General features: G+C 40.1%; 12 protein-coding genes, 1 tRNA gene, 1 rRNA gene and 3 pseudogenes. 3 read left to right on the top strand and 14 right to left on the bottom strand.

Features of this window, described 5'->3' with window-relative positions; translation table 11 throughout:
- Window positions 1-132 precede the first annotated feature (132 nt).
- The 11 genes and pseudogenes from FQT67_RS01610 to FQT67_RS01560 all read right to left on the bottom strand — a co-directional run bounded on the left by FQT67_RS01610 (window position 133) and on the right by FQT67_RS01560 (window position 10,239).
- Window positions 133-205 (bottom strand) — tRNA-Ala (locus FQT67_RS01610).
- A 53-nt stretch (window positions 206-258) separates the two neighbouring features.
- Window positions 259-1,807: ribosomal RNA gene (locus FQT67_RS01605) — 16S ribosomal RNA — on the bottom strand.
- Between the two features lie 392 nt (window positions 1,808-2,199).
- Window positions 2,200-3,222, bottom strand: a pseudogene (locus FQT67_RS01600) (IS30 family transposase).
- A 90-nt stretch (window positions 3,223-3,312) separates the two neighbouring features.
- Window positions 3,313-4,128: a Cof-type HAD-IIB family hydrolase gene (locus tag FQT67_RS01595; RefSeq protein ID WP_046177546.1), complete on the bottom strand. Its 816-nt coding sequence runs from the start codon at window positions 4,126-4,128 to the stop codon at window positions 3,313-3,315.
- A 247-nt stretch (window positions 4,129-4,375) separates the two neighbouring features.
- Window positions 4,376-4,897 carry a YjbQ family protein gene (locus tag FQT67_RS01590; RefSeq protein ID WP_046177547.1) on the bottom strand — a complete coding sequence of 174 codons (522 nt, stop codon included), beginning with the start codon at window positions 4,895-4,897 and terminating at the stop codon, window positions 4,376-4,378.
- Window positions 4,898-4,908: 11 nt separating this feature from the next.
- Window positions 4,909-5,586 (bottom strand): triose-phosphate isomerase, encoded by a 678-nt coding sequence (locus tag FQT67_RS01585; RefSeq protein ID WP_003062167.1) that lies wholly within the window; start codon window positions 5,584-5,586, stop codon window positions 4,909-4,911.
- Window positions 5,586-6,425, bottom strand: a complete 840-nt coding sequence (locus FQT67_RS01580; protein ID WP_046177548.1) for a class II fructose-bisphosphate aldolase — start codon at window positions 6,423-6,425, stop codon at window positions 5,586-5,588. Before FQT67_RS01580 ends, FQT67_RS01585 begins: the two co-directional genes overlap by 1 nt.
- 1 nt (window position 6,426) lies before the next feature.
- Complete coding sequence (locus FQT67_RS01575; RefSeq protein WP_012766555.1) at window positions 6,427-6,711, bottom strand: PTS sugar transporter subunit IIB; 285 nt, start codon at window positions 6,709-6,711, stop codon at window positions 6,427-6,429.
- Window positions 6,708-8,048 carry a PTS transporter subunit IIC gene (locus FQT67_RS01570; protein ID WP_046177549.1) on the bottom strand — a complete coding sequence of 447 codons (1,341 nt, stop codon included), beginning with the start codon at window positions 8,046-8,048 and terminating at the stop codon, window positions 6,708-6,710. The genes FQT67_RS01575 and FQT67_RS01570 overlap by 4 nt, the downstream gene beginning before the upstream one ends.
- Window positions 8,049-8,057: 9 nt before the next feature.
- Window positions 8,058-8,516, bottom strand: a pseudogene (locus FQT67_RS01565) (PTS sugar transporter subunit IIA).
- Between the two features lies 1 nt (window position 8,517).
- On the bottom strand, window positions 8,518-10,239 hold the full coding sequence (locus FQT67_RS01560; RefSeq protein ID WP_046177550.1) for a PTS sugar transporter subunit IIA: 1,722 nt from the start codon (window positions 10,237-10,239) through the stop codon (window positions 8,518-8,520).
- A 92-nt stretch (window positions 10,240-10,331) separates the two neighbouring features.
- Between FQT67_RS01560 and FQT67_RS01555 the strand changes: the two are divergent.
- From FQT67_RS01555 to FQT67_RS01545, 3 genes and pseudogenes are all read left to right on the top strand, one after another.
- A pseudogene (locus FQT67_RS01555) lies at window positions 10,332-10,712 on the top strand (site-specific integrase); the annotation flags it as partial.
- Between the two features lie 401 nt (window positions 10,713-11,113).
- Window positions 11,114-11,401, top strand: coding sequence for a hypothetical protein (locus tag FQT67_RS01550; RefSeq protein ID WP_000259017.1), 288 nt, complete (start codon window positions 11,114-11,116; stop codon window positions 11,399-11,401).
- Window positions 11,391-11,726: a type II toxin-antitoxin system RelE/ParE family toxin gene (locus tag FQT67_RS01545; protein ID WP_000384859.1), complete on the top strand. Its 336-nt coding sequence runs from the start codon at window positions 11,391-11,393 to the stop codon at window positions 11,724-11,726. Before FQT67_RS01550 ends, FQT67_RS01545 begins: the two co-directional genes overlap by 11 nt.
- A 304-nt stretch (window positions 11,727-12,030) precedes the next feature.
- Here FQT67_RS01545 and FQT67_RS01540 read toward each other — a convergent pair whose 3' ends face one another.
- From FQT67_RS01540 to FQT67_RS01530, 3 genes are all read right to left on the bottom strand, one after another.
- The gene (locus tag FQT67_RS01540) at window positions 12,031-12,501 is read right to left on the bottom strand and encodes a hypothetical protein (RefSeq protein ID WP_000130119.1); all 471 of its coding nucleotides are present in this window, start codon (window positions 12,499-12,501) and stop codon (window positions 12,031-12,033) included.
- A gap of 167 nt (window positions 12,502-12,668) precedes the next feature.
- Window positions 12,669-13,925, bottom strand: coding sequence for a MobV family relaxase (gene mobV, locus FQT67_RS01535; RefSeq protein WP_143936361.1), 1,257 nt, complete (start codon window positions 13,923-13,925; stop codon window positions 12,669-12,671).
- 315 nt (window positions 13,926-14,240) lie between these two features.
- The gene (locus FQT67_RS01530) at window positions 14,241-14,675 is read right to left on the bottom strand and encodes a hypothetical protein (protein WP_001220479.1); all 435 of its coding nucleotides are present in this window, start codon (window positions 14,673-14,675) and stop codon (window positions 14,241-14,243) included.
- Between the last annotated feature and the right edge of the window lie 8 nt (window positions 14,676-14,683).

Here is a 14,683-nt window from a genome sequence, read left to right as displayed (position 1 = left end):
AAAACTCTTGATTATTCACAGCGTTTTCGGTTTATTTTCTTGTTACTATTCGTACAATCAATTTCTTGATCGTGGAATTTGATATAGATATTCAATTTTCAATGGACAGTTTCTAGGATATCTCTATCCTAATGGAGCCTAGCGGGATCGAACCGCTGACCTCCTGCGTGCAAAGCAGGCGCTCTCCCAGCTGAGCTAAGGCCCCACAAGACCTCTCAAAACTAAATAAGACGACCCTAACGTGTTCCATTTCCTTAGAAAGGAGGTGATCCAGCCGCACCTTCCGATACGGCTACCTTGTTACGACTTCACCCCAATCATCTATCCCACCTTAGGCGGCTGGCTCCTAATAGGTTACCTCACCGACTTCGGGTGTTACAAACTCTCGTGGTGTGACGGGCGGTGTGTACAAGGCCCGGGAACGTATTCACCGCGGCGTGCTGATCCGCGATTACTAGCGATTCCGACTTCATGTAGGCGAGTTGCAGCCTACAATCCGAACTGAGATTGGCTTTAAGAGATTAGCTTGCCGTCACCGGCTTGCGACTCGTTGTACCAACCATTGTAGCACGTGTGTAGCCCAGGTCATAAGGGGCATGATGATTTGACGTCATCCCCACCTTCCTCCGGTTTATTACCGGCAGTCTCGCTAGAGTGCCCAACTTAATGATGGCAACTAACAATAGGGGTTGCGCTCGTTGCGGGACTTAACCCAACATCTCACGACACGAGCTGACGACAACCATGCACCACCTGTCACTCCTGCCCCGAAGGGAAAGCCTATCTCTAGACCGGTCAGGAGGATGTCAAGACCTGGTAAGGTTCTTCGCGTTGCTTCGAATTAAACCACATGCTCCACCGCTTGTGCGGGCCCCCGTCAATTCCTTTGAGTTTCAACCTTGCGGTCGTACTCCCCAGGCGGAGTGCTTAATGCGTTAGCTCCGGCACTAAGCCCCGGAAAGGGCCTAACACCTAGCACTCATCGTTTACGGCGTGGACTACCAGGGTATCTAATCCTGTTTGCTCCCCACGCTTTCGAGCCTCAGCGTCAGTTACAGACCAGAGAGCCGCTTTCGCCACCGGTGTTCCTCCATATATCTACGCATTTCACCGCTACACATGGAATTCCACTCTCCCCTTCTGCACTCAAGTTCTCCAGTTTCCAAAGCGTACAATGGTTGAGCCACTGCCTTTAACTTCAGACTTAAAGAACCGCCTGCGCTCGCTTTACGCCCAATAAATCCGGACAACGCTCGGGACCTACGTATTACCGCGGCTGCTGGCACGTAGTTAGCCGTCCCTTTCTGGTTAGTTACCGTCACATGGTGGATTTTCCACTCCCACCATCATTCTTCTCTAACAACAGAGCTTTACGATCCGAAAACCTTCTTCACTCACGCGGCGTTGCTCGGTCAGACTTCCGTCCATTGCCGAAGATTCCCTACTGCTGCCTCCCGTAGGAGTCTGGGCCGTGTCTCAGTCCCAGTGTGGCCGATCACCCTCTCAGGTCGGCTATGTATCGTCGCCTTGGTGAGCCGTTACCTCACCAACTAGCTAATACAACGCAGGTCCATCTCATAGTGATGCAGTTGCACCTTTTAAATGTTTAACATGGGTTAAACACTTTTATGCGGTATTAGCTATCGTTTCCAATAGTTATCCCCCGCTATGAGGTAGGTTACCTACGCGTTACTCACCCGTTCGCAACTCCTTGGACCGGTGCAAGCACCAGTCCTCAGCGTTCTACTTGCATGTATTAGGCACGCCGCCAGCGTTCGTCCTGAGCCAGGATCAAACTCTCATTAAGATGTGTTTGAACTTACTCGTTCTTTCTGTCGCTGACAGATTTATTTCTCGTTTTTGACGGGTAATATGTCTCCATATCACCCTCACGTTTGGTTCGTCTTATTCAGTTCTCAAAGGTCTTGCCCTCTTTCGAGACAACTATTTTATTCTATCAACTTTTACTAACTTTGTCAACAACTTTTTTACTCTTTTTTTCAAAAATACTTTCAAGTGATAAGTCGCCAAATTTCAAGTTGAAGTTAGCCAGTTTTAACATTTCTACTGGCAACTTGAATAGTATACGATAGGTCATCCTTATTTGTCAACTATATTTTCTCTCTTTTTTCAAAAAAAATAGAACGCAAGTTGTCAAGTCAAGTGCAACCAGTTCATAGATAACTAGAGTTCCAGAGGTTAAGTTGTTCGGGATAGCTCAAACAGGAATGTTGAGGATTGATATTGAAGAAGTCGTCTTGGGCGCTCATTGATGGCTGTAAGATAATTGTCAAGTTCTTCAGAGGTTAGTGGATTAAGTGAGATTCCTTTAGGGACATATTCTCTGAGGAGGCCATTGAAGTTCTCGTTTGTTCCTCTCTCATGTGAAGAATAGGGATGTGCAAAGTAAACGTCAACAGCTTCTAGGTTTGAGAGTAAACTAAACTCAGAACCATTATCCGCTGTGATGGATGCAATAGGATACTGACTGATGAGATGCGTGACAGCGCGGTTAATGGTTTGGGACTGCTTGTCTTCTAGCTTAACTCCTAGTGCATAGCGTGTCTGGCGCTCTACCAAAGTCAACATAACAGCTTCACCTTTGGTTTTCTTGCCGAGAACCAAATCAATCTCCCAATGCCCAAATTCAGAACGATCATTAATATATTCTGGACGTTCTTCGATAGATTTACCTAAAGTCTTCTTATTCGTCTTCATGACTTTCTTAGAACGTTTTCTGATACTAACCATCTTAGGCAAATCGATTGGTTTAATAGCTAACAACCCCTCTTTGATATAACGATAAATCGTTTTGGTATAGGGGACGACTTCTTCAGGATGGTTTACTTTGTAAGTCTGAACAAAACTATCCACACTATGGAGACGAATGTTAGCCGTCAAGGCAGATTCTAATTGTGCAATGAACCTAGCGGAGCAGCCATTCAATTTGAGGTAAGAACTCTTTTGACGATTGGTTTCATAGACACGTTATCCACTATCAGCAAAATAGGCGTTGAAGAAGGTTTGTTTTCCATTCTTATCCTTTACCTGTTCTACTGAACAACGTTTTATTTCTCGGCAGATTGTAGAACAGTGACAACCCAGGAGTCGAGCAATATCAACGGGTTGCTCTCTCATTTTAAGATAAGCAGCAATTTCACCCCGTTCTGTGGCTGAAAGATGAGAATAGGAGGATTTTCTGGTAGAATTAATATTAGACATGTTCATCTGCTTTCCATACTGAATTGGGGAATTCTAGTATATCAGACAAACATGTCTTTTTTGTTGCACTTCATTTTACAACGCGGGCATTTATTTTAATAAAAATTGATAGATAGCCTGTGCACAACCATCCTTATCATTACTAGCTACTTCAGCTTTGGCTAAAGCTTTTATGGTTGTGTTTGCATTTCCCATCGCAATGCCTAAACCTGCTTCGGCTATCATTTGACGATCATTATCACTATCTCCTACTGCAATGGTCTGTTCGATTTCCAACTGAAGGTAGTTTACTAGAAATATTAAAGCTTGACCCTTATTGACACCCCTTGCTGTGATTTCAATACCGGTTTTTTCTGCTTTAATCGCTGCCACTTGGAGATAATCCATAGATTCAAGATAGTGGTCTCTTGTCTTTACTGTTTTAAAACAAAGGTTGACCTTTTCAATTTTTTCTTTTTTGTCAGCTAAGAGTGAATGGATATCATCTACAAAAACGGCAGTTGCTTGATACAACATTTGATATTGATCCATATAATAGTTTTCAATGGAAAGAAAGTGACTTTCTTGGATATAGCTTTGGCTTTCTGACATCACAACTACCATCACATCTAATCCTTCTGTACTCTGGAGTAACTGTTGCAAAAAAATTAGCGGTAGACTTACCTGATAAATCATTCTTTCTTCTTGCAAATCATAAATCACTGCTCCACTTTCTAAAATAGCATATTGTAAGGAAGCTAAGTCTTGACGGTAGGGTTTTATTTCTGAAAGTGGACGTCCGGTAGCTAACACTACTTGTTTTTTTGCCTGGATAGCCTGGTTAATAGCTTTTAGACTGACTGTCAAGATTGTTTGTTGGCTTGTTAGTAGAGTTCCATCCATATCAAAAGCAATCAACTGATACATGTTATCTCCTTTCTGTTAGGCACGCGTGTTGAATGGGGCTTGAGCGACGATAACATTGAATTCGTCTGAAGTTGCGGAACCTTTAAAAAGAATCTATGGCTACTAGAATTTTCATGCTTTCTTCCCTATATTATTCCCCTTCTTTTCTATTTATTATAGCACGCTCTTTAAACTCTAGCAGTCTAAAAAATGCTTAAGGCAGGTCTGCCTTAAGCATTTTAACTCTGAAATAGTGTATTTCGTACTTCTAGTCCCCTATAACCGTGATGTGATAGTGGCGCTTACGCTCTCTTGTTCTGTCAAAATCAACCAAGTAAAGGTAACCCGTTTTCCCCACATTCCATTTGCCTGAGGTAACAGCAATGGTTTGACTAGATCCTAATAAACTTGCTTTAAGGTGGGCATCAGCATTCCAAAGAGCTCTTTTATCACCGTTTGGTAGCCAATCCTCAGGGTTTTTCCAAGCCAAAACAGCCTGGTAGTGAGCTGGCCCTGGATAATGGTAAGACTCTTTAGCAAGATGCCTTGGAATAATTCTTTCTAATTGCTCTGATAAATCTAAATTGAGAAAGTCATCTCCCTCATCATCTTTATCATGAGTATATTCTTCAAAGAAAACCGAACAAGTCGTATGTGGGGTAGTCACCACACAAATTCCTGTTTGAATAGAACTAGCTGCAATGACTTGTTTGACTACTTCCGAGATGTCATGATAACTATCACGATTAGCCACTGTCTCCACTGAAAATTCTTTTTGATAAACTGTCATTGGAACTCCTTTTAGAGAGCCTTTTGTAAGGCTGCTATCATGTCTTGAAACATTTGTTTGGGTGATGTTGCTTTCACGATACCACTAGTACAGCCTGTGCCATCTGCACCTGCCTTGATCACTTGGTAAACATCATCGGCTTGACTTACTCCTGCAGCCTGCATCATCAAAATATCTGGATTGATAGCTTTGACGGCAGCATTGGTCTCTTGAATATAGGATAAATCGCTAGTTTGGCCAGTGCCAATAAGCGCGGTGGGTTCGCATAAAATAATATTGGGGTTTAAAACGGCAATGGCTCTGGCTTCTGCAACAGAATCTGCACAAACAATCGTTATTAATTCCAAAGCCTTAGCCCTTTCAAGGGCTTGAACTAACTCTGTCAAGGTCATCGGATTTTCGGCATGGTTTAAAAAAACTGCTCTGACACCATTTACCACTAAAGATTCTGGCAAAACCTTCCCCATACCACGGCCAGGCGATATGCGATCCATGTGTTGAGCAGTTACAATGATATGCTTAGTGCGTTTGCTAAGCTCTGCTAATTCGGCGTAAGGCGCTGTCATAAAGATACTGATATCATCAGTGACTAAGCTATCGGCCAACTCTGCTAATTGGTAGAGCTGTTCCCCATATAGGTAGGACTTGGGATTAAAAATAAAGAAATGACGATTAAGATTTGCCTTCATTAACTACCTCCTCTTGTTGTTCCAAAAACATCATAGTAATGGTCTAGAACTTTTTCCATGGCAACTTGCATGGTAGACATCAAACTCGGATAATCAGTAATCTTTGAGTCAAGGCGATGTTGGTAGGCAGCTGCAATTACATCTGAAAAAATATTAATTTTGGCGATACCCTCTCGAGCACATCTAGCTAAATTGTCATCACCTGATGATGACCCACCGTGTAAGACTAAAGGAATGGGCAAAGCTGCTGCAATTTCTGTCAAGCGCTCAAAGTTGAGCTTGGGCTGTCCTCGATAAATACCGTGTGCCGTTCCGATTGAGATCGCCAAGGCATCAACCAGTGTTTGTTCGTAAAAAAGTTTGGCATCTTCTAAGCTGGTATAAATCGAGTCTGTCACCCGATGGTTTTCCTGATTAGCATTGGCACCCACAAAGCCTATTTCAGCTTCAACGGCAACACCACGCGCTCTGGCATAATCAACAATCTCTCTGGTCTTTTTGACATTCTCATCAAAGCTATCCAATGAAGCATCTATCATGACCGAATTAAACCCTAAGTCAATGGCTTTTTTAATAAAAGCACTATCTTGTCCGTGGTCCAAATGAAGAACTACTGGAGTTGATAAGGTTTGTTGGAAATAACGGCCAATGAGCGCTGCCTCTTTTAAGGATAACCACTGACTATGCGACTGGGCAAAAGCTAAAATCAAGGGGAGCTGGCGCTTTTCACTCACGCTGGCATAGGCTTTGGCACTAGCAAAATCAATATAGTTCATAGCAGGCACAGCATAATGACATGCTTTTGCTGCTTGCAATACCTGAGACATATCTGCTTTCATTTTAAGCCTCGATTTCTTTTTTAACCTCTTCCCATAGCTGTTCTGTTCCAATACCTGTTAGTAGCGGCAATCCCATAATGACCTTGTCTTTCACGCTATCTGGAACAACGGTTGTGGAAATAACCACGTCATAATCATCAATATGGTTGATTTCTTCGGCGATTTTTGATTGGAACAGTTGGACTTTATCAGTGTAGCCATTCTCAGCAACCCAAGCTTTGACTTTCCCCATAACAACTGTTGATGTGGCAATTCCTGAACCACACATGACTAATAATTTTTTCATTTGATTACCTCACTTTTCGAATTTGACCCTTTATTGACATAGAAGAGGCCTGCTAACGACACTACCAAGATTAACGTAATGACCAACCAGGGGAGATGATTGGCTGCAAAGATGAAGAGGCCTGTTGGCCATAGGCCACCTTCTGCCATAGCTGTGATACTTGAATGACCATCCAAATTGAATTCGGCAGCCTTAGCCGAAGCTGTGACAAGAGGAGCTGCCCAAGAGGTGAGGTATAAGATTGACACCATGTAAATGGCTCCGCCTATTACCGTCCGAACAATATTTCCTCTAAAGACAGCTGCCATCAGACAGACCACAAAAGGAATAGTTGCTAAATCTCCGAATGGCAAATTCGTATTTCCTGGTAAGATAACAGCTAGTAAAATCGTAATAGGCACAAGCAATAAAGAACTTGATAAAACAGCTGGATGCCCTACTGAAAGAGCGGAATCCATACCAATATTAACCTTGCGTCCTGGGAAATGTTTTTGCACAAAACTGTTGGCCGCTCCTGAGATAGGAGCTAAACCTTCCATTAAAATAGAAAGCATACGTGGCATGAGAAGCATGACTGCTGCTGTCTTAACACCCAATTGCAAGATGCCTTGAACATCATAGCCAGCTAAAATACCGATAACAATCCCAATGATTAGCCCCATAACGGTACTTTCTCCAAAAATACCAAATTTCTTTTGAATACTTTCGGGATCCGCTTCAATTTTGTTAAAACCGGGAATGCGATCAAAAATCCAATTTAAAGGAATAGCTACTAAAAATCCTGGTGCTGACGTTCCATGAGGAAACGTGATGTTAGGAAAACCATAGAATTTCTTAATCGCCGGTGCAATAATATCTGCCAGCAGATAAATCATCACTTGGTAGGCCAACATAGCGTAAAGCCCTAGTGCAAAATGTTGTGTCACCGCGTAAACAAGGGAAGCCACAAAGGCTGCGTGCCAAAAATTCCACATGTCAACCATTAATGTTTTCGTCCACCCGATGAACAGCAAGAAGATATTGATGGCAATTCCAATAGGAATAGCTAAGCTTCCTAGAAGCGTTCCATAAGAAATGGCTGCTGCTGCCGGCCAGCCAACATCTAGAGTGGTTAATTGCAAGCCAAAACGTTCTACCATAGCTTGCGCTGCTTTTCCCAAACTTCCCGACAATAACTCGACAACCAGATTCAACCCAACAAATCCAACCCCGACGGTTAAATCAGCGTTAAAAGCCTTGCGTGCTGGGGTCCCCAAGAGCATCCCGAAGATAAAAATCAAGATAGGCAAGACCACAATGGCACCTAAGTCAATAAAATGTTGCAACAAGTCAAACATAATAACCTCCTATATGATATGATGACGTGACAGTAACTGTAAAACACTTTCTTTTTGATCTGGTCCATAAGCTAATAGGTCATGCACCACATCAGGATTTTGCAATAGCGTAATTAGCTTTTGTAACATATCGACCTGCTCATGCGGATCTTTGATGGCTAACATGATGATTAACCGAACAGAGACAGGCTGGTCATTAGTAGCCATCTGAGTAAAACTTACTGGCTCAGTCAAAGTCATGAGGGCAAGCTAGGTATGATTCACATGCTCACTATCCGTATGCGGAATAGCCACCCCATAATCTTCAAATTGAAGTCCTGTCGGGAAAATAGCTTCCCTATCTATCACCGCTTTGACATAACTGTCTTTGACCGCCCCTGTCGCGACCAATTGATTGCCCAGATAAGCTAGGGCTTGCTCAGCATTCTTAATGTTGTCTACTTGAAGACAAACCACTTCTTCTTGCATCTTAGTCCTCTTCTTTCTTTAGTAATAATTCGATAAATGCTTTTTCATCTGCCGTTTGAGTTAAACTGTCAATGAAGGCTTCATTATCAATTTTGCTATAAAGGTGCACCAGAGCCTCTTTATATAACTCCTCTTCACCTTCTTTAATGGAAATCAACATGACCACCTTGACACGATTCTTGCCCCAAATCACTGGCTCTTTCAAGGTTAGCAACGAGAGCTGCGAACGTCCCACCATTTCTGGATTTGCATGTGGCAGAGCAATTCCAGTATAAACACTGGTGCTGCCCATCTTTTCTCTCTGGAGAATAGACGTGAGGTAACCAGGATTGTCACGATTTTCAGAAAAAGCATGCTGCGCTAAAAAACGTAAACAGTCTTCTTGGCTTGTCAGTGCTTGATGTAAATAAACCTCGTGTTGAATCAAATCCTTTAGCAAGGCTTGTTTGGCATCGTAATCATCATGAACAATAGACAATACCTTGCGATTACCCTTGGTCAAATCTAAATAGAGCTTTTGGATATTATCCAACTCGTCATTGGTTAGAACAGGACTAACCAAGACATAAGGCAGTGGAAAGTCTTTTAGCTGAATAGAGCTGATTAAGATGTCTGCTTGCCTGGCCACTGATGAGTCCAATTCAGATAAATCGACCGGCACCAGATGATCATAATGCGAAATCAATCGCCTCAAGGAACTAATGATTAATTCTGACGTTGCCAAACCATGAGGACACACAATGACAATCGTCAGGGGGGTTTCTAACTTTTCAACCGCTATCTCAAAATAAATGGTTAAAAAGGCAATTTCAGCATCCAACAATTCTAACTGGTACTGATCAGACAACACTTTCGAGGCTAACCAAACCACATGAAATAAAATCGAGTAACGTTTTTTAATCTCTTCTGTAGTTTGATTGGCAATATTGATCCCATTTTTCAGGCGGTAAATCATGGGTCTCAAATAGTTGCTAATCATCTTGACCAAATCTGTATCATGACTCAAATCAAGGCCAGATAACTGTCCCACTCTTTCAATCAGTTGCTTAGTCAATTGCACAAACTGCTGATTTTCCGAAGGAAAACTCTCATAACCCACCGATAAAATCGTTAAAGATAGTTGCTTTACTTCTTCCGGTAATAATGTATCCACAGGTCGATTGAGGGAATAGCTGAGCAAATCACCAGCAAAAGGGTAAACGCCAAACAAGGCCATATCTTGACCAATTGGTAAGGGCTGAGGCCTTAACAAATAGCCCTGCTGATATCTTCTTGTCGCAATTAACAAGTCCAAGATGAGGTAAATCCGGTACTGCTCTGAAATTGTATAAGCATATAAATCAGATGCTTCCTGCACCGCTTTGATGATGCCTTCAACGTTTTCTTGGTCAAAAAAGAAAGCCAACAGGCCGTCAGATTGATGGCTGTTTAGTTGCTCTGCATATTTCTCAATGAGCCGATTACGGAAAAAATGACGGCAGGCTAGCTCATCACCTTCCAAAGAAACGAAACCATTGTGCCTAATCAACTGACAGTTATAATCTGCTAGCTGCATATCAAGCTTTTCAAGGTCACGTCGAATAGAGGTCTCACTGACAAATAAGTCCAACGAAAGATCCAAAATCGAGAGGGAATGCCCAAGCAAAAAGAGAGATTTAAGGTAAACATCCTCACGCTCCCAAAATGAATGGTCCTTATCCGTCGCTTGAACCTGATGGTCCAAAGCCTGACAATTGGAGGAAAACTTGCTATCACTAAATGAACTCCCCCAAAGCAGGTAAAAAACTTCAAATAACTTAACTTTAATATCTTCTTGAATTAAACGAACTACTTATATCTTGGCAAGACCAACAAAAATCAGAACTCAGTAAGTTTCGAATTTTTCAAACAAAAGAACAATATGTTTTTACTTATATAGATACCAAAGGAAACTTAAATAGTCCTCTTCATACTGATTATTTAAATAATAAGATGAAATCAGTTAATAGAAGACATCCTGAACTAGCACCAGTATCTCCTCACAAACTAAGACATACAGGAGCTACTCTTGCTAAAAAATCTAGGCGTTCTCTAGAAGAAATTTCAGAAGTTCTTACTCATAGTGACCAATCCATCACTAAAACCTATATCAATACGACAAATACAGTTGCACAAACGCCAGGTGAAACTGCCTATCGAAACTTAAAAAAGCAATAAGGGTAATCTCAGGGAAATTTTCAGAGAAACTTTTGAATTTTAAGCAAAAAAAGACACCCAAGATAAAAATCTTGAATGTCCAGAAACGTTGATATATCGCTGATAATTAACGTTTTGAGAACTGACTAGCTTTACGTGCTTTCTTAAGACCTGGTTTTTGGTTCACTCCATTATTTAAAGTCAAATCCCTTTAAAATCAACGTTTCTAAAATAAAAAATCACTGAAATTCTTATTTATAGACAAATATTTAAACCTAAACGGTATCAAAAAGGTATCAATTTTCTGTAGTTTCGGAGCTTATAAAATAAACGAAAGCTATCTCAATCAATTGGGATTTTTTTATTGACTTTTTTTATGTATATGAGATAATTAAATAAATTACATAAAGGAGTTACATAATATGGTTACAGTAGAAAAAAATAGAGCTGTCACATTCCAAGCTAACAAAGAATTGGTAAGCGAAGCAATGACAGTATTAAACAAAAAAAATTTAACCTTATCATCTGCTTTAAGATTATTCCTACAAAATGTCGTTGTCACAAACGAGGTTGACTTATTGACGGAAGAGGAGTTAGAGAAAGAAAAACTTTTCAAGCAATTTCAAGCCGAAATCAGCAAAAATATTGAGGATGTTCGTCAAGGGAAGTTTTATACCTCTGAAGAAGTGAGGGCTGAACTTGGACTATAAGAAATATCAGATTATCTATGCTCCTGATGTTTTAGAGAAGCTAAAAGAAATTCGTGATTATATTTCCCAAAACTATTCCTCAACATCAGGTCAGCGTAAAATGGAGCAAATCATTAATGACATAGAAAAACTTGAAGTTTTCCCAGAAGTTGGTTTTGATGCCGATGAAAAATACGGTTCAGAAATCAGCAATTATCACAGTACTAGAGGTTACACCTTAAGTAAAGATTATATTGTCCTATACCATATCGAAGAGGAAGAGAATAGGGTTGTTATTGATTACTTGCTTCCTACTCGAAGCGACTATATGAAATTGTTTAAATAGCAATCAAAAAGCCTTAGCGTAATGCCAAGGCTTTTTGAAGATTACAAATTAACTAGGAGCAAAATTAGTTTGGGCTGTTTAGTAGATAGTCCACAAGGCAGAGCCAACCCTGTATTGATAAACAACACCTTTGAGAAAACTGTTACCAGTCAATCAACCTTCTCCTAATGTAAAAGCTGAGAACCCAGTCGGGAATTTACCTAAGTATACTCAGGAGGCAACACCTCTACCTAATATCTTCAATAAGTATTTTTTGAATGAATTGTTACCAATTCAAACTCAGTCTCAACTTTCTTCCACTCTATCACTTTTTATTACCTTTTGCAAGGCTTTTATAAACATTAATTTGTTCAATCGGTAGCATTGTGTCCATGGTTTTAATTAGTCGATGATAGATTGCGTAACGTGTGTCCGGATTGGAAATATCAGCAATAAAATTTCTATATCCCTTAACATAATCTTCTTCATCAGTTGGCAAAATACCTATCAGCATCTTTGTACTATCTTTTGGATTAACCTCATATCCAAATCTGATATTGTAATTAGCTAGTTCATTTTTTATACGATAAAGCTCTAGACCATTATTGTAAAAATCATTGAATTCTGGGACTTCAAACAATGACGTATCAATGTCTAAATTGTCTTCTGCCACATAAGAATATGTCCACCAAAGTAGGAATAAAAGATTTTTACCGGTGTAGGTAGGTCCTACTCCTCCCATATCTTTTTTTGATAAGTCATGGTCAAAGTAATAAACAATTTTTTTATCTGTCATTTTAATTTCTCCTTGCTCATTTATTCCATGGTTCTCTTGACAACAAGTAACCTAGACTGTTTTAGCCTATGGCGATCGGTCGCCAGTTCTTTAGCCTGACGACTCGACCCCATCTAGTCTAAACTTGCCTAGCTTGTTATCAAGAGACTTTCACGGCATAAAAATAGCTAACTATTACTATCAACCATCTTCTTAACTTGTCTGATTGCTGTTTTAGCTAAACCAATAGGATTTAGAGAGTTTACGATTGATAATGTTTCTCTATAAACCTGTTTAGGCATAAATTCTTTAGCTTTTTCTTTCCAAACAGAGAGGCTTTTATTCAGAATTTTCACTTGTTCATCAAGCATTTTTACTTTGTCCTTTAATTTTCTGTTTTCTTGACTTAATTTGATATTTTTATCAGCTGTCTTACGGTGATTGAGTAATTCTCTAGAAAGGTGATTGTTCTGCGACTGGGCTTTAACCAAGTCTCTTTTTAACTCAGCATTACTAGATGCATGTTTCGAGGCAGTTTGAAATAGTCTATTATAGGTTTCTTTATCCATCTTCAATTTGCCATCAAAGCTTTGTTTTACCAAATCTTCTTTTTGAATTCTATCAAGTTGTAATAGTTCAATGTCTTTTATGTCTTCAATGCTTTCAGCTAGTGACTGTTTCTCTAATTCATACTGCTTCAAATCGCCAACAGCATCCCATTCTTTCGCTTCCAATTCTTTAAGCCTACTTTCTTTATCAGCTATTGTATCGTTAACATTTGAAATCTTATCATCAAGTGCTTTCAATTCTTCATGTTTATCAGCTAGTTTTCTATCAGCGTTATCCAGTAATCGTTGTTTTTCTTTAAATTCAGCAGTTTCCAAATGTTTTTTCTTACTGCCTATTTCGCCACGTTGTAGGTTAAAGCCATGCTCATTAAGGTACTTGGGAAGTTCATCTTGGATTGCTACAAGTTTCTCTTTATTTCCAAACAGTGCTTTTGAACTTAACTTACCATTTTTCATTGGCACGATACCTAAATGCATATGCGGAGTACTTTCATCAAGGTGAACTCTAGCGTAAGCAATATTAGCATCACCATATTTTTCAGCAAAATAATCTTTAGCTGTCTCAAAAAACTCTCGTGTCTGTTTCTCATCTAACGAGTCAAAAAACGTTTTATCTGAAGTAATAATCCATTCGTTACAGAGTATAGCATCTTTACGGACTCCACGAGTAGATAAGCGATTTTCATTGATGTGCTCCTTTATTTGTTTGTGATAATTTTGTGCCTGGTCTCGATTTGTCAGTTCATAATTAAGGTGAGATTTCTCAACGTCAATTTCTTTATTTGAGTGATTTTTAAAAATCCGTTCATTATGATTATAAATAGCCGTCAACTGACCTGACTTGTACTTAGCCATTCTAGCAACAACATAACTCATTTTTAATTCTCCTTTCTCGGCTCAAAAGGTCGCCGAGATGGTGGCGGTAATTGCCACCATGAATAAGCAACCTATTATCTGGATTTCTTCTTAGGGGATCGGCATAACTTCCATGTAAAGTGTAACGCACTACACTTTACTACGTAAATGTGCGTTCTCCGAAGGGTCTTGCAGACAGCTCTTCGCTCCGAATACAGGAGCGACTTCGAACCACCTCTCGAGCCACAAGAGGAGCTTCGATTATACTCGCCGAAGCGAGTAGGGCACTTAAGCAGTGCCCTTGGTCGGACGCTTCGCATTGTCCGACAATTGCCATCAAAAGATGGCAAGCCATATTGCCACTAATAAAGTGATTACCATGACAGCTAAAGCAATAATCAGTAATAGCTTCTGTCGTTCCAAGCTCCGAACATAGTTGAGTAACTCATAATTTTTTTGTACCAAGTTTTGGTTATCCTCAAGTAAAGGAGTTAACTTATCAGCTAGTCTATCTATCCGATATTGCATTCCCTTCTTTTCTTGCTCGAATTCTTCTTGAATATCACCCAGCGTTTTTTCCAGTTCAATGACATCATTCTCAAAATGATAATCTTCAAGTATCTTAATGCCTATCAAATCAAGATTTTCAACCTTTTGGTTGTCTCGGTATAAATGACCTTTCAACCTTTCTTTATATTTTGGAGAGCGTATGCGTTTATAGATAGATTGGCTACTAACTCCTAGACTATCAGCATAATCTTTTATTCTCATTTTTGACC

Origin of the sequence: Streptococcus sp. NCTC 11567 (assembly GCF_902141215.1) — a bacterium.
GTDB classification, from domain to species: Bacteria; Bacillota; Bacilli; order Lactobacillales; family Streptococcaceae; genus Streptococcus; species Streptococcus dysgalactiae.
The sequence above is the reverse complement of the archived record's forward strand: the minus strand, read 5'-3'. Positions and strand labels throughout refer to the sequence as shown.